Here is a 14,608-nt window from a genome sequence, read left to right on the forward strand (position 1 = left end):
GGCCCGGCCTGAGCCCCTGGCCCGGCCTGAGATCTACAGAGACCGAGGAAGCCCCCGATGGCACGCACCGCGCGAATCGAACGCAAGACGTTGGAGTCGGACGTCCTGGTCGAGCTCGACCTCGACGGGACGGGAATCTCCTCGTCGGACACCGGCGTCCCGTTCTTCGACCACATGCTGTCCCAGCTCGGCAAGCACGGCGGGTTCGACCTCACCGTGCGTACCCGGGGGGATCTGCACATCGACGCCCACCACACCGTCGAGGACACCTCGATCGCCTTCGGGTCCGCCCTGCGCGAGGCGCTCGGCGACAAGGCGGGTATCCGCCGGTTCGGGGATGCCACCGTCCCGCTGGACGAGGCGCTCGCCCAAGCCGCCGTCGACCTGTCCGGCCGGCCGTACTGCGTGCACGTCGAACCGGATCTCGTCGGGATGATCGGAACTTACGACACAACGCTGACCCGGCACATCTTCGAGTCGATCACCGCGTCCGCCCGGCTCGCGCTGCACGTGCGGGTGCTGTCCGGCCGCAACGCCCATCACGTGGTCGAGGCCCAGTTCAAGGCGGTCGCGCGGGCTCTGCGCGACGCGGTGGCGCTCGACGCCCGCGTCGCCGGGATACCCTCCACGAAAGGTGTGCTGTGACCGGAGACGGACCCGGCCGGCGTCCCCGGGTGGTCGTCCTGGACTACGGCTCGGGAAACCTGCGGTCGGCCGAGCGCGCGCTCGCCCGAGTCGGCGCCGACGTGACGGTGACCGCGGATCTTGACATGGCCCGCGGCGCGGCGGGCCTGGTCGTACCGGGCGTGGGCGCCTATGCGGCCTGTATGGCAGGCATCGACGCCGTGGGCGCCGCGCCCGTGGTGCGGGAGCGGGTAGCGGCGGGACGGCCCGTGCTCGGGATCTGCGTCGGGATGCAGGTGCTGTACGAGCTCGGTGACGAGCACGGGGTGCGGACGGTCGGGCTCGGCGTGATCCCTGGCGAGGTCCGCCGGCTCGCCGCCGACATCCTGCCGCACATGGGCTGGAACACTGTGGCGCCGCCCGCCGGATCGATCCTGTTCGCCGGACTGCCCGCGGGCACGCGGTTCTACTTTGTCCACTCGTACGCGGCGAAGGCCGATCCGGCCGCCGGGGACACCGTGGGGGAGCACGGCGAGCCGTTCGCCGCCGCCGTCGAACGGGGTGCGCTCGCCGCGACCCAGTTCCACCCGGAGAAGTCCGGGGATGCCGGAGCGCATCTGCTGGCGAACTGGCTCGGCAGCCTGTTCTGAGCGAGCCCTGGTCTGAGTGAGCGTGAACGCGAGGGCGGATGTCCTGTAATGCGGATGCCCTGTAATTAGGGCGGCTCCAGCGCCCCGCCGGACCGTAGGGTGGCCGATGTGACGCTTACTCTGCTGCCCGCCGTGGACGTGGCCGACGGCAGGGCCGTCCGACTCGTCCAGGGCGAGGCCGGTTCCGAGACCTCGTACGGCGACCCGCGGGAGGCGGCGCTGACCTGGCAGCGCGACGGCGCCGAGTGGATCCACCTGGTCGATCTCAACGCTGCCTTCGGCCGGGGGTCGAATCGGGAGCTCATCGCCGAGGTGGTACGCGCGGTGGACGTGGCCGTCGAGCTCTCCGGCGGCATCCGCGACGACGCATCGCTTGACGCGGCGCTGGCCACCGGCGCGGCCCGGGTCAACATCGGCACGGCTGCGCTCGAGGATCCCGCCTGGGTCCGCCGGGCCATCGACCGGGTCGGTGACCGTATCGCGGTCGGTCTCGACGTCCGGGGGACCACACTGTCGGCCCGGGGCTGGACGCGGGACGGTGGCGAGCTGTTCGATGTGCTCGCCCGCCTCGACGCCGACGGCTGCGCCCGGTACGTGGTGACGGATGTGCGCCGGGACGGCACGCTCACCGGGCCGAACGTCGAGCTCCTGCGCTCCGTGACCGCGGCCACCAGCCGGCCGGTGGTCGCCAGCGGCGGCGTGGCCACGCTCGACGACCTCACCGCGATCGCCGTGGTGCCCGGAGTGGAGGGCGCGATCATCGGCAAGGCGCTCTACGCCGGCGCCTTCACGTTGCCCGAGGCCCTGGCCGTTGCCGGGAATATCGGGAATATCGGAAACGGATGTGCGGGTGCGGTGGGTCGATGAGTGTCGCGGTTCGGGTGATTCCCTGCCTTGACGTCGACGCCGGCCGGGTCGTGAAGGGCGTGAACTTCACGGACCTGCGCGACGCCGGCGACCCGGTCGAGATGGCGCGCCTCTACGACGCCGAGGGTGCCGACGAGCTGACGTTCCTCGACATCACCGCGTCCAGCGGCGATCGGGAGACCACCTACGACATCGTGCGGCGGACCGCCGAACAGGTGTTCATCCCGCTGACCGTGGGTGGCGGGGTCCGCTCGGTCGACGACGTGAACCGCCTGCTGCGGGCGGGGGCCGACAAGGTCGGCATCAACACGGCGGCGGTGGCCCGGCCCGAGCTGGTGCGCGAGTGCGCCCACCGGTTCGGTAACCAGTGCATCGTCATCTCGGTGGACGCCCGGCGCTCACCCGGTCCCGACGGTCCGCGCTTCGAGGTCACGACGCACGGCGGCCGCAAGGGCACCGGCATCGACGCGGTGGCCTGGACGGCGCGGGTGGTCGAGCTCGGCGCCGGGGAGATCCTGCTCAACTCGATGGATGCCGACGGCACACGGGACGGCTACGACCTGGAGATGATCTGCGCGGTGCGTGCCGAGGTCGACGTCCCGGTGATCGCCAGCGGCGGGGCCGGCGACCTGGCTCACTTCGCGCCGGCGATCGACGCGGGCGCGGACGCGGTGCTCGCGGCGAGCGTGTTCCACTTCGGGCAGCTGCGCATCGGCGAGGTGAAGACGGCGCTGCGCGGCGCGGGTGTACCCGTGCGCTGACCAGGCGCGTCCGCCGGCGGGGCGCCGACGGCCGAGGCGGCACAGGACGTCGTCGTCGTGGACGCCGGACGGATCGTCCAGCGCGGTCCGCGCCGGGATCTGATCGCGATGCGCGGCGTGTACCAGCGCCTGCGCCGCTCCTGGGCGGCGGGGGGTCGGTCGGGACGGGACCGGCGGACGGCCCGTCGCCCGGCACCGTTGCGGCGCCGGGCGCGAGCAGCGCGAGCAGAATGGTGGGGTGACCGTTCGCCCTTCCGCTCTGGATCCCGCCATCGCCCGTAGGCTGCGCCGCAACGACGCGGGCCTGTTTCCCGCCGTCGCCCAGCAGTACGACACCGGCGAGGTGCTGATGCTCGGGTGGATGGACGACGAGGCACTGCACCGGACCCTCACCACGGGCCGGGCCACGTACTGGAGCCGCAGCCGCGCGGAGTACTGGGTCAAGGGGGAGACCAGCGGGCACCGGCAATGGGTGCGGTCGGTCGCACTCGACTGCGACGGGGACACCGTCCTCGTCCGGGTGGACCAGGTGGGCCCGGCCTGCCACGCGGGCACGCGGACCTGCTTCGACGGCAATCTTCTGCCCACGGTGACCGTCGAGGCCGCGGATACCGCCCGGCCCCGCGACCTCTCCGGTGCCGCCAGCGTTTCCGCTGCCGCCAGCGTTTCCGGTGCCGCCGGTGTCCACGCTGGCGTGGACAGGGCCGGCGTGAGCAAGGCCGGTGCGGACCGATGACGACCGGGCAGATCATCCCCGGCCGGGAGGAGTTCCGGGCCGCGGCGGCAGCGCATCCGGTCGTCGCCGTCACCCGTCGGCTGCTCGCCGACGGGGAGACGCCCGTCGGCGTCTACCGCAAGCTCGCCGGCGGCCCCGGGACGTTCCTGCTGGAATCGGCGGAGCATGGCGGGGTGTGGTCGCGGTATTCGTTCATCGGTGTGCGGGCCGCGGCGACGCTGACCGAGCGCGACGGGCAGGCGGTGTGGGTGGACGGTGCGCCGCCTCCCGGAGTGCCGGTCGACGGTGACCCGCTCGACATCCTGCGTGCGGTGGAGAGCACCCTGCAGGCCTCGAACAGCCCACAGGCCCCTCCGCTCATGGGTGGTCTGGTCGGTTATCTCGGCTACGACATCGTGCGCCGCATCGAGCGGCTCCCCGCGCACGCCGTCGACGACCTCGGCCTTCCCGAGTTGCGCATGCTGCTCACCACCGATCTCGCTGTGCTGGACCATCGGGATGGTTCCTGCCTGCTGGTAGCCAACGTCTTCACCGGCTGCGGGAATGGTGCCGGTGACGCAGGCGCCACCGGCACCACCGGTGGGGACGCGGACGCCGCCGCACACCCGGCCGGGATCGACCTGGACGCCGCCTACGACGACGCGGTGGCCCGGCTGGAGGCCATGACCAGCGATCTCGCGAAGTGGAACGAGCCGACCGTGGCGACCACGGCGGGCACCGCCGCGGGGGTCGGCGACTTCGTCTCCGCCACGCCTCCCGGTGCCTTCCAGACCGCGGTCGAGCGGGCCATCGAGGAGATCCGTGCCGGCGAGTGCTTCCAGATCGTCGTCTCGCAGCGCTTCGAACGGCGGACGACCGCGGATGCGCTCGACGTCTACCGGGTGCTGCGGACCTCGAATCCGAGTCCCTATATGTACCTGCTGCGTTTCGCCGACCACGACGTCGTCGGATCCTCCCCGGAGGCGCACGTCAAGGTCACCGGCCGCCGGGCGTTGCTGCATCCCATCGCGGGCAGCCGGCCCCGGGGAGGCACTCCCGAACAGGACGCCGAGCTTGCGGCGGAGCTTCTCGCGGATCCGAAGGAACGCTCCGAGCACGTGATGCTGGTCGACTTGGTCCGCAACGACCTCGGGCGGGTCTGCAACCCCGGTTCGGTCCGGGTCGTCGAGTTCGCGGCCATCGAACGGTTCTCGCACATCATGCACATTGTCTCCACGGTGATCGGTGAGGTGGCTCCGGACCGCAGCGCCGTGGACGTGCTGGCCGCGACGTTTCCGGCGGGGACGCTCTCGGGGGCGCCCAAGGTGCGGGCGATGGAGGTCATCGACGAGCTGGAGCCGACCCGGCGGGGCCTGTACGGGGGCGTGGTCGGCTACCTGGACTTCGGCGGTGATCTGGACACCGCGATCGCGATCCGCACCACAGTGATGCGTGACGGTATGGCCTACGTTCAGGCCGGAGCCGGCATCGTCGCGGATTCCGATCCCGACACCGAGGATCTGGAAAGCCGCGCGAAGGCCGCCGCCGTCCTGCGCGCCGTCGAGGTCGCCGAGTCGTTGCGACCGCCGTCATGACGGCCGCGGGGTTCCCCCCCGCGGGGCGCCCATCCTCCCCGCGCGACCGGGCCGGCACCGCGGAGCCGCCTTCGCCGGGCCACCGTCCCGGAGGCGATGTGCACGCGGTCGAGGCGATGCGACGCGGCCACCGGGAACGCACCCTCGCGGTGCTGGGATGTCTGCTCGGTGCCGGCGTCGTGCTCGTGTCGGGCGGTGCGACCTGGGTGTCCGCCCGGGTGAGCGGGCCCCGCGGTGGGGCGGACGGCGGCGCCGTCGCAGCGCCACTCGCCGTGCACTGGACCGGCGGGGCGCTCGCATCGACGGCGACCGCTCTCGCCCTGGTCGGGCTTGCCGCGGCGGTGGCGATCGTGGCCACCCGGCGCATCGGGCGGCTGGTCATCGGTGTGCTCACCGCGGCAGCCGGGGCCGGTATCGCCTACGTGGCCGGACGCATCGGCTGGGATCCACTCCCGACGCTGCGCGAGACCGATCAGGTCCGCCAGCTCGTGCCCGGTGGCCAGGCGCGGATCGATGACGTCAGCCAGACGATCGCTCCCTGGCTGTCGTTTGCGGGCGGGCTGCTGCTCATCCTCGGCGGCGCCCTCGTCGTCCTGCGCGGCCGGTCATGGCCCGCAATGTCCGGCCGCTACCAGGCCCGCGATGCCACTCCGGCCGACGCCTGGGACGCGATCGAGCGGGGCCACGACCCGACCTGATCACCTGGCGTCTCCGCGACGCCCGGCTTGGCGGGCCGGCCAGCCGGAACCGGGAGCGCCACCGGCCAGCGGGTCGGCGGGCGCCAGGTCCGCGGGTGGGAGGTCGGGAAACGGGTCGACCAGCTCCGTGAGAGCCAGTGCCCGGCGGTCCAGGTCGGCTTCGAGCATCATCATGACGGCGTCCATCCGGATCAGGCAGCGGGACAGCTCGTCGAGTTGCTCGGCGAGCTCGGGCTCGAGGCGGAGCCGCCGGTGCGCACCCGGGGCGTCGCGCGCCGCGGGCACCCGGGCGGCGCCGAGGGGGGACGAGAGGGGGCGGCTGTCCATCGGAACTCTCCTTGGTATCGAACTCATGTTCGAGTGTAGGGGGTGCCGACGATCGACGCCAGCCCGCCACGCCGTCCCTGGGGTGCTGCCCGGGTCCGCCCGAGGGTTCGGGTCCGCCCGAGGGTTCGGGTCCGTTCGAGGACATGTGCGGCGTGCCATGCGTGTTTCCGGTCGGCGAAGGCGCGGCGGTCCCGAGTGCGCGCGGCGCGTCGCGGCAGCCGATCCCGAGAACCCGTCGTGCGGCCGGCCGGATCTCGTGATGTCGTCGCCCGGCGATCGAGGTGGTAACCCGGTGGTGCCTCTGCACACGGTGGTTCACCGGCCTCGTCGCGTTACTCTGTCAACGGGCTCACGACGCAAGATCGATTGCGGACCGTAGCTGATCGGTGCAGGCGGATCCGAAGTGGCTGACAGTGCAGCGTCCGTGAAGATGGGTGTGTTCGGGCTGCTACCCGATTCCTCACGGGAAAGTCAACTATGTGGAGTCGTGGATCGTAGCCGCGTGTGGGGGCGCCGGGCACACCGTGCCTGCCTGGCCTACCATCGGCGGCATGACCGCGACAGTCGCGAGCGCGGGGCGATGAGCGTTCTCACCGAGATCCTCGACGGGGTCGGGATCGATCTTGCCGCCCGCGAGCAACAGACCTCTCTGGCAGATCTCAAGCGGCGGGTGGAACGCGTTCCCGACCCGAAGGACGCGCTTGCCGTCTTCCGGGACTCCCGGGTCTCGGTGATTGCCGAGGTGAAGCGCCGTTCCCCCTCGAAGGGGGAGCTGGCGACCATCACCGACCCCGCTGCCCTCGCCACCGAGTACGAGGCGGCGGGCGCCGCCGCGGTGAGTGTCCTGACCGAGCAACGGCGCTTCGGTGGCTCCCTGGCCGACCTCGACGCCGTGCGTCGCGCGGTGGACGTCCCGCTGCTGCGCAAGGACTTCATCGTGTCGCCCTACCAGGTCTTCGAGGCCCGGGCGCACGGGGCGGACATCGTCCTGCTCATCGTCGCGGCGCTGGACCAGCCGCGGCTCGTCGGCCTGCGCGAGCGGATCGAGTCCCTGGGCATGACGGCGCTGGTCGAGGTGCACGACGAGGCGGAGATGCTGCGGGCGCTGGACGCCGGCGCCCAACTGGTCGGGGTGAACGCCCGCGACCTGCACACGCTGAAGATCGATCGGAGCACCTTCGCCCGGCTCGCGCCGATGGTGCCCCCGGAAGTGCTCGCGGTCGCCGAGTCCGGCATCCGGGGGCCGCACGATCTGCTCGCCTACGCCGCCGCGGGGGCGGACGTGGTACTGGTCGGCGAGGCAGCCGTCACCGGCGATCCTCGTCAGACGGTCGCCGATCTGGTGGCGGCCGGCGCGCATCCGGCGGCCCGGGTCGGGCGCTGAGGCCACCGGCGCCCGTGCCCTGGTGCCCGTGCCCTGGTATCCGGGGCTCGGCCCTATACAGTCGCACCGTGACCATCCGAACCGCTGCCGAGTCAGTTCGCCCCGCGGCCGCCGGAACCGGGACGCCGTCGGGCTCCGGTCTGGTCCGTCCGGACGCATCGAGCTGGCAGGCGTTCCCGGACTCTTCGGGGCACTTCGGGCGTTTCGGTGGTCGCTTCGTCCCCGAGGCCCTCATGGCGGCGCTGGACGAGCTCACCGCAGCCTACGCGGCGGCCAGGGTGGATCCCGGCTTCACCGCGGAACTGGACGGGCTGCTGGCGAGCTACGCGGGCCGGCCCACTCCGCTCACCGACGCCCACCGGCTCACCGCGCACGTTGGCGGTGCCCGCATCCTGCTCAAGCGTGAGGATCTCGCGCACACCGGTTCCCACAAGATCAATAATGTTCTCGGGCAGTGCCTGCTGACCCGGCGGATGGGCAAGACCCGGGTTATCGCCGAGACCGGAGCCGGTCAGCACGGTGTTGCCACGGCCACCGCCTGCGCCCTGCTCGGCCTGGACTGCGTCGTCTACATGGGCGAGGAGGACACCCGCCGGCAGGCCCTCAACGTCGCCCGGATGCGCCTGCTCGGCGCCGAGGTCGTCGCGGTCACCTCCGGCAGCCGAACCTTGAAGGACGCCATCAACGAGGCCATGCGCGACTGGGTGGCCACCGTTGACACGACCCATTACTGCATCGGGTCGGTGATGGGCCCGCATCCGTTCCCGATGCTGGTCCGCGACTTCCAGCGGATCATCGGGGTCGAGGCGCGCGCCCAGGTGCTCGACCGTGTCGGCCGACTGCCCGACGCCGTCGTCGCCTGCGTCGGTGGCGGCTCGAACGCGATGGGCATCTTCCACCCGTTCATCCCCGACGTCGAGGTCGCGCTGATCGGCTGCGAGGCCGGGGGGGACGGGGTCGCCACCGGTCGGCACGCCGCGGCGATCGCCGGCGGTTCCGCGGGCGTGCTGCACGGCATGCGGACGTTCCTGCTGCAGGACGAGTTCGGGCAGACCCAGGTCTCCCACTCGATCTCGGCGGGTCTGGACTACCCTGGCATCGGCCCCGAGCATGCCCTGCTGCACGAGACCGGTCGGGCGAGCTATCGGGTCGTGGACGACACTGCCGCGATGGAGGCGCTCGCGCTGGTGGCCCGTACCGAGGGCATCCTGGTCGCGATCGAGAGCGCGCACGCCTTCGCGGGTGCCCTCGACGTCGCCCGGAAGCTCGGTCCGGGCACGCTTGTCGTCGTCAACTGCTCCGGTCGGGGGGACAAGGACGTCGACACCGCCGCCCGCTGGTTCGACCTCCTCGACGAGGCCGATGCCGTCGGCGGTCCGGCGCGACCGGCCTGAGGGACCCTGAGGGATCCTGAGGGATCCTGTCTCGGGACCGGCAGCAACCAAGACGGGACGCACAGAACGCACAGAACGCACGGGACGCACGGGACGCACAGGACAGACAGGCCATAAAGGCCCTCGGGCTCGACGGAACGGACGCACGGTGCAGAGTCGGTTGGACGCAGTGTTCGCGGCGGCTCGCGAGGAGGGGCGGTCGGTGCTGGTCGGCTATCTGCCCGCGGGATTCCCGACGGTGGACGGGGCGATCGAGGCCATGCGGGCCATGGTGGCGGCGGGAGTCGACGTTGTTGAGGTCGGCCTGCCCTACTCCGACCCCACCATGGATGGTCCGGTGATCCAGGACGCGGCGGATGCGGCCCTGCGCGGCGGGGTCACGACGCGGGACGTGATCCGCACCGTCGAGGCCGTCGCCGCGACGGGGGCCCCGGCCCTGGTCATGTCCTACTGGAACCCGATCGACCGCTACGGCGCGGCCTCGTTTGCGGCCGGTCTGGCCGCCGCCGGGGGCGCCGGGGCAATCACTCCGGACCTGCCGCCCGAGGAGGCCGGGCCCTGGCTCGACGCGTGCGCCGCGCACGGCCTGGCCCCGGTGTTCCTCGTCGCTCCCAGCTCCTCGGACACCCGTCTCCGGCTGGTCGCCGGCGTCGCGCGCGGCTTCGTCTATGCCGCCTCGCTGATGGGTGTCACCGGGACCCGGGCGGCGGTCGGCGAACGGGCGGCCGATCTGGTCGCCCGGGTGCGGTCCGCCACCGAGCTCCCGGTGGCGGTGGGGCTCGGGGTGAGCACCGCGGCGCAGGCCGCCGAGGTCGCGGGCTTCGCCGACGGTGTGATCGTCGGCTCCGCGCTGGTGAAGGTCCTGCTTGAGGCGGAACGTTCCGGAGCCGGCGCCTCAGCGGGCCTCGCCGGAATCCGTCGGCTCGCCGCGGAACTCGCCGGAGGGGTGCGCGCTCCCGTTTCGGCGTGAACTCCCGGCCGTCCCGACCCGGCCGTCACATCTGTCGCCCACATCGAGTATTGCCCGCATCGAGCGCCGCATATATCACCCCGCCGCGCACCGAGCGAGACACGTGACTGTGCGACACGTGGCCGGGGCACCCCGCGCGTGATGGACGGGTCCACGGGATAGCCTGGCGACCGTGGTTCTCGCCGCTATTCCCAGCCCATCGCGTGGCGTGGTGCATCTCGGGCCGGTGCCGCTGCGTGCCTACGCCTTGATGATCATTATTGGCGTCTTCGTCGCCGTATTCGTGACGGGAAGAAGGCTGCGCGCCCGCGGCATGGATCCCATGGTGGCCAGCGAGGTCGCCTACTGGGCCGTCCCGTTCGGCATCGTCGGCGCCCGCGTTTACCACGTGGTCAGCACTCCGGTCGTCTATTTCGGCCGGGACGGCAACGTGCTGGACGTCATCAAGATCTGGAACGGCGGGCTGGGTATCTGGGGCGCCATCGCGGGCGGGGCCTTCGGCGCGTGGCTGGCGACCCGGCGCTACGGCATCAGCCTCGCCCTGTTCGGCGACGCCGCGGCGCCGGGCATCATCCTGGCCCAGGCGATCGGACGCTGGGGCAACTGGTTCAACCAGGAGCTGTACGGCAAGGCGAGCACCCTGCCCTGGGCGGTGCGCATCGACGAGAAGCACCAGATCATCCCCGGCGTGTCCACCTATCAGCCGACCTTCCTCTACGAGTGCCTGTGGAACCTGGTGGTGGCCGGGATCCTGTTGGTCGTCGATCGGCGGCACCGGCTCGGCCGCGGCAAGCTGTTCTGCCTCTACGTCGCGCTCTACACGTTCGGCCGGTTGTGGATCGAGATGCTGCGCATCGACACGGCGAACCAGATCCTCGGGCTGCGGGTCAACATCTGGACCTCGATCGTCGTCTGTCTGGGGGCGTTGCTGGCGCTGGCGGTCACCCGCAGTCCCGTGGATCCGAATCTGTCCAGGGAGGAGCAGGAGGCCCTCGGAATCGCCCGTTCCCGGCCTGCGGCGCGGTCCACGGTGACGACTGCCGGTACCGCCGACCAGCGGGCGGCCGGTCCCGATTCGGTCGATCCTGATCTGGCTGGTCCCGATCCGGCCGATCCTGGTTCCGCCGGGTCGGTGCCCGATGCCGTGGTGCCCGATGCCGTGGTGCCCGATGCCTCCGGGCCGACCACCGCCACCGCCACCACCGCCGTACCGGCTGGTTCGCAGCAGAGCCGCGGCCTGGCGACGAGATTGCCGGCGAGCGGTGGGCACACGTCGGCCGCGGCCGTTCCGCCGGAGGAGCCGCAGCTGCCCTGATGAGACGCCTGAGACGCCTGAGACGCCTGAGACGCCTGAGACGCCGTCTCCGGCGGGGCCCCGGGCGTCGGCTGGACCGTCGACCTTCCCCTACTTGTAGTGACCGAGGCCGGGCGGGGAGGTATGACGTCATCTGGCGGTGATCTCCTGAACATATTTGATCGCGGCGCATGAGCGGGCCGCGTGGCACACTCGGTAGAGACACGGGGCGCCGGGCCAGCGTCGCCGTGCCGTCACACCACTCGGACAGCGTTGTCCGCACCCCCTTCAGCCCCTGAAGATGGACAGGACTTCGCCGGATGCCGAGTGCGCAAGGTCTTTACGACCCCACCTTCGAACACGATGCCTGTGGCGTCGGCTTCGTCGTCGATGTACACGGCAGGCGCAGTCACGAGCTGGTCGAGCAGGGCCTGACCGTGCTGCGTAACCTCGACCACCGGGGTGCCTCGGGCAGCGACCCGGACACCGGCGACGGAGCCGGCATCCTGGTGCAGGTCCCCGACCTGTTCCTGCGTGACGTCGTCGACTTCACGCTGCCCGCCCCGGGGCGTTACGCCGTCGGGATCGCCTTCCTGCCGCAGGTCTCGGGGGAGCGGGACGAAGCCGTGCGCACCATCAGCCGCATCGTCCGCCAGGAGGGGCTGCGGGTCCTCGGCTGGCGTGAGGTGCCGGTCGTCAGCCACATCATCGGGCACGCCGCCCACGAGGTTGAGCCGCGGATGCGGCAGCTGTTCCTCGCATTGCCCGGTAGTCTGCCCGCCGCCGGTCCGGTTGAGGGCGGCGCGGGGGACGGGTTCGACCAGGCCGACCTCGAACGTCGGGCGTTCTGCGCCCGCAAGCGGATCCGCCGGGAGACCGGCGTCTACTTGGCGTCGCTGTCGTCGCGGACCCTGGTCTACAAGGGGATGCTCACCACCCACCAGCTCTCGGCCTACTTTCCCGACCTCGACGACCCCCGGTTCACCAGTGCCATCGCGCTGGTGCACAGCCGGTTCTCCACGAACACCTTCCCGAGCTGGCCGCTGGCGCACCCGTACCGGTTCGTCGCCCACAACGGGGAGATCAACACTGTCCGCGGGAACCGGAACTGGATGCGGGCCCGCGAGGCGCTGCTCGCCAGCGACCTGATCTCCGGTGACCTCTCCCGGCTGTTCCCCGTCTGCGCGGACGGGGCGAGCGATTCGGCGAGCTTCGACGAGGTCCTGGAACTGCTGTACCTGGGCGGTCGCAGCCTGCCGCACGCGGTGCTGATGATGATCCCCGAGGCGTGGGAGAACCACACCGAGATGGACCCGGCACTGCGCGCCTTCTACCAGTTCCACTCCACGCTGATGGAGCCGTGGGACGGCCCGGCCTCCATCGCGTTCACCGACGGGACGGTCATCGGGGCGGTGCTCGACCGTAACGGGCTGCGGCCCTCGCGGTACTGGGCCACCGACGACGGCCTGGTCGTGATGGCCTCCGAGGTGGGCGTGCTCGACATCCCGCCGCACAAGGTGGTGCAGAAAGGCCGGCTCCAGCCGGGGCGGATGTTCCTGGTGGATACCGCCGAGGGGCGCATCGTCAGCGACGAGGAGATCAAGTCCGAGCTCGCGAACGCGGCGCCGTACGCGGAGTGGCTGCACGCCGGTCTGATCGAGCTGGACGACCTGCCCGAGCGGGAGCAGCTCCTCTACGGGCACTCCTCGGTGCTGCGTCGCCAGCAGGTGTTCGGCTACACGCTGGAGGAGCTGCGCGTGCTCGTCGCGCCGATGGCGCGCACGGGCGCGGAGCCGATCGGCTCGATGGGCACCGACACGCCGGTGGCGGTGCTCTCCAGCCGTCCCCGGCTGCTGTTCGACTACTTCACCCAGTTGTTCGCGCAGGTCACCAACCCGCCGCTGGACGCGATCCGCGAGGAGTTGGTGACGAGCCTGGGCCGGGTGCTCGGCCCGGAGGGCAACCTGCTCGCGCCGTCCCCGGCGTCCTGCCGGATGGTGCACCTGCCCTATCCGGTGATCAGCAGCAGCCAGCTTTCGAAGATCATCGGCATCAACGACGACGGTGACATGCCCGGCTTCGCCTCGGTGACGGTCCGTGGCCTGTATGACGTCGACGGGGGCGGCGCGGCGCTCGCCGCCCGGCTGGCGGAAATCTGCGCCGGGGTCAGCGAGGCCATCGCCGACGGTGCCCGCATCGTCGTGCTCTCTGACCGGGACTCCGACACGCGCAAGGCCCCGATCCCGTCGCTGCTGCTGACCGCCGCCGTGCACCACCACCTGATCCGGGAGCGGACCAGGACGAAGGTCGGCCTCATCGTCGAGTGCGGTGACGCCCGTGAGGTGCACCACATCGCGCTGCTCACCGGCTACGGCGCCGCGGCGGTCAACCCGTACCTGGCATTCGAGTCGATCGACAGCCTCATCGCCGAGGGCGAGATCGTCGGGGTGTCCCGGGAGCAGGCCGAGGAGAACATGATCAAGGCGCTCGGCAAGGGCGTGCTGAAGGTGATGTCCAAGATGGGCATCTCGACGGTGGCGAGCTACGCCGGTGCCCAGGTCTTCGAGGCGATCGGGCTGTCCCAGGAACTGATCGACGCCTATTTCGCGGGTACCCCGTCGCGCCTCGACGGCATCGGACTCGACGTCATCGCGGCGGAGGTGGCAGCGCGGCACCGGCGGGCCTATCCGCCGATCGCCTCCGAGCACGCGCACCGCACGCTCGAGGTCGGCGGCGAGTACCAGTGGCGCCGCGAGGGTGAGCTGCACCTGTTCAACCCGGAGACCGTCTTCCTGCTCCAGCACGCCACCCGTACCCGGCAGTACGAGACCTTCCAGAAGTACACCGCCCGGGTCGATGGTCTGTCCCGGGAGAACGCGACGCTGCGGGGTCTGTTCGAGCTGCGTACCGGGGTGCGCACGCCGGTGCCGATCGAGGAGGTCGAGCCGGCCTCGGAGATCGTCAAGCGGTTCGCGACCGGCGCCATGTCCTACGGCTCGATCAGCGCCGAGGCGCACGAGACGCTGGCTATCGCCATGAACCGGCTCGGCGGGAAGTCGAACACCGGCGAGGGCGGCGAGGACGCGGAGCGGTTCACGCCGGACGCGAACGGGGACCTGCGCCGCTCCGCGGTCAAGCAGGTCGCCAGCGGCCGGTTCGGGGTGACCAGCGAGTACCTCGCCAACGCCGACGACATCCAGATCAAGATGGCCCAGGGGGCGAAGCCCGGCGAGGGGGGGCAGCTTCCTGGCCACAAGGTCTACCCGTGGATCGCGAAGACGCGGCACTCGACGCCCGGTGTCGGGCTCATCTCCCCGCCGCCGCACCAT

General features: G+C 71.4%; 13 protein-coding genes. 12 read left to right on the plus strand and 1 reads right to left on the minus strand.

The genetic code is table 11. The annotated features are described in order from the left end of the window. Window positions 1-57 precede the first annotated feature (57 nt). From hisB to AC08OO_RS02775, 7 genes are all read left to right on the plus strand, one after another. Complete coding sequence (hisB, locus tag AC08OO_RS02745) at window positions 58-645, plus strand: imidazoleglycerol-phosphate dehydratase HisB (protein WP_011437410.1); 588 nt, start codon at window positions 58-60, stop codon at window positions 643-645. Continuing rightward, window positions 642-1,274, plus strand: a complete 633-nt coding sequence (hisH, locus tag AC08OO_RS02750; RefSeq protein ID WP_476606037.1) for an imidazole glycerol phosphate synthase subunit HisH — start codon at window positions 642-644, stop codon at window positions 1,272-1,274. Before hisB ends, hisH begins: the two co-directional genes overlap by 4 nt. A gap of 108 nt (window positions 1,275-1,382) precedes the next feature. Next, window positions 1,383-2,141, plus strand: coding sequence for a bifunctional 1-(5-phosphoribosyl)-5-((5-phosphoribosylamino)methylideneamino)imidazole-4-carboxamide isomerase/phosphoribosylanthranilate isomerase PriA (priA, locus tag AC08OO_RS02755; RefSeq protein ID WP_476608775.1), 759 nt, complete (start codon window positions 1,383-1,385; stop codon window positions 2,139-2,141). Beyond that, window positions 2,138-2,902 carry an imidazole glycerol phosphate synthase subunit HisF gene (hisF, locus tag AC08OO_RS02760; protein ID WP_476608774.1) on the plus strand — a complete coding sequence of 255 codons (765 nt, stop codon included), beginning with the start codon at window positions 2,138-2,140 and terminating at the stop codon, window positions 2,900-2,902. Before priA ends, hisF begins: the two co-directional genes overlap by 4 nt. Window positions 2,903-3,140: 238 nt before the next feature. Beyond that, window positions 3,141-3,638 (plus strand): phosphoribosyl-AMP cyclohydrolase, encoded by a 498-nt coding sequence (hisI, locus tag AC08OO_RS02765; RefSeq protein ID WP_476608773.1) that lies wholly within the window; start codon window positions 3,141-3,143, stop codon window positions 3,636-3,638. Further along, window positions 3,635-5,212 (plus strand): anthranilate synthase component I, encoded by a 1,578-nt coding sequence (locus AC08OO_RS02770; RefSeq protein ID WP_476608772.1) that lies wholly within the window; start codon window positions 3,635-3,637, stop codon window positions 5,210-5,212. Before hisI ends, AC08OO_RS02770 begins: the two co-directional genes overlap by 4 nt. A gap of 98 nt (window positions 5,213-5,310) precedes the next feature. After that, complete coding sequence (locus tag AC08OO_RS02775; RefSeq protein ID WP_476608771.1) at window positions 5,311-5,910, plus strand: Trp biosynthesis-associated membrane protein; 600 nt, start codon at window positions 5,311-5,313, stop codon at window positions 5,908-5,910. Here the strand turns inward: AC08OO_RS02775 and AC08OO_RS02780 are convergent, their stop codons facing one another. Beyond that, the gene (locus AC08OO_RS02780) at window positions 5,911-6,237 is read right to left on the minus strand and encodes a hypothetical protein (RefSeq protein WP_476606043.1); all 327 of its coding nucleotides are present in this window, start codon (window positions 6,235-6,237) and stop codon (window positions 5,911-5,913) included. Window positions 6,238-6,817: 580 nt separating this feature from the next. Here AC08OO_RS02780 and trpC point away from each other — a divergent pair. The 5 genes from trpC to AC08OO_RS02805 form a co-directional block, all read left to right on the plus strand. Continuing rightward, a complete protein-coding gene (gene trpC, locus AC08OO_RS02785; RefSeq protein WP_476606044.1) occupies window positions 6,818-7,621 on the plus strand; it encodes an indole-3-glycerol phosphate synthase TrpC in 804 nt (267 codons plus the stop codon). A gap of 68 nt (window positions 7,622-7,689) precedes the next feature. Next, a complete protein-coding gene (gene trpB, locus AC08OO_RS02790) occupies window positions 7,690-9,015 on the plus strand; it encodes a tryptophan synthase subunit beta (protein WP_476606045.1) in 1,326 nt (441 codons plus the stop codon). A 148-nt stretch (window positions 9,016-9,163) separates the two neighbouring features. Next, window positions 9,164-9,985, plus strand: coding sequence for a tryptophan synthase subunit alpha (gene trpA, locus AC08OO_RS02795; RefSeq protein ID WP_476608770.1), 822 nt, complete (start codon window positions 9,164-9,166; stop codon window positions 9,983-9,985). Between the two features lie 172 nt (window positions 9,986-10,157). Next, a complete protein-coding gene (lgt, locus tag AC08OO_RS02800) occupies window positions 10,158-11,300 on the plus strand; it encodes a prolipoprotein diacylglyceryl transferase (protein WP_476608769.1) in 1,143 nt (380 codons plus the stop codon). 299 nt (window positions 11,301-11,599) lie between these two features. Then, on the plus strand, window positions 11,600-14,608 hold a 3,009-nt coding region (locus AC08OO_RS02805), incomplete at its 3' end, for a glutamate synthase central domain-containing protein (protein ID WP_476618208.1).

This window comes from Frankia sp. CeCAU1 (genome assembly GCF_977971845.1).